The 1152-nt window shown below is 54.7% G+C and carries 1 protein-coding gene; it reads left to right on the forward strand.

What is annotated here, in order from left to right:
• Positions 1-992: ATP-binding cassette domain-containing protein (locus ACTHUR_RS11575; RefSeq protein ID WP_440398666.1), on the forward strand; the 992-nt coding region annotated here is incomplete at its 5' end.
• Between the last annotated feature and the right edge of the window lie 160 nt (positions 993-1152).

A 1152-nucleotide genomic window follows, 5' to 3' on the forward strand; every position in this document is an offset into this window, starting at 1 on the left:
TCTCACGCCTGCAAGAAGACCACGGCATGACCATGCTCTACATTACGCACGACTTGAACCTTGTACGCCGTTTTGCCGATGATGTCGCCGTTATGCGTAACGGCCGTATTCTTGAAACCGGCAAAGCAGCCGAAGTCTTCGCCAATCCGCAGCACGAATACACCAAAATGCTGCTCAACGCCGGCACAATGCGCAAAGTGGCTCCTTTACCTGCAAACCCGGCCACCGTCCTTAAGGCCGAACAAATCGCCTTTTCCATCAAAGAATCAGACGGCTGGTTTAAAAAACGCGACAAAACCATCCTCAACCCCATTTCTTTCGATCTCAAATCGGGGGAGACATTGGGCATCATTGGCGAAAGCGGTTGCGGCAAAACCACGCTGGCGAAAGCCGTTATGCACCTTATCGATTCCGAAGGCAGCCTGATTGTCAACGGCGAGCCATGGAAACGCGAATTGAGACGCGAAATCCAAATGGTGTTCCAAGACCCGTTCGGCGCATTCAATCCGCGCATGAACGTCTTCGATACCGTTTCCGAGGCCTTACGCGTACACGAACCTGAAATGCCGCACGAAGAAATGCGCCGCCGCGTCGAGGAAGTCCTCAAACAAGTCGGCCTGCCCGAAGACGCACTCGAACGCTATCCGCACGCATTCTCCGGCGGCCAGCGCCAACGCCTCGCCATCGCCCGCGCCATCATTGTCCGCCCAAAAATCCTCGTATTGGATGAACCAACCAGCGCGCTTGATGTCCAATGGCAACAACAAATCCTTGAATTGCTCAGCAGCCTGCAAAAAGAATACGGCCTCGCCTTCATCATCATCAGCCACGACCTCGCCGTCATCCGCGCCATTTCCCACCGCGTGATGGTGTTGAAAGACGGCAAAGTCGTTGAGGAAGGCGAATGCGAAAACGTGTTTGCCAATCCAAGCAGCGACTACACGCGCCATTTGATTGCCCACTCCGGCCACATGGTTCAAGAGGCCGTCTGAATCTTTAAGGATTACTCTCTCCGCCTTTCCCCCCCCCTCTTCCCTTCCTTCTTCCCTTTCCCTTTTCCCTTTCTTCCCCTCTTCTTCCCCCCTTCTTCCTTCCTCCCTCTTTCCCCTTCCCCCCCCCTTCTCCTCTCCTTTCTTCTCCCCTCCCTCTCTT

This window comes from Neisseria sp. P0021.S007, from assembly GCF_051956855.1.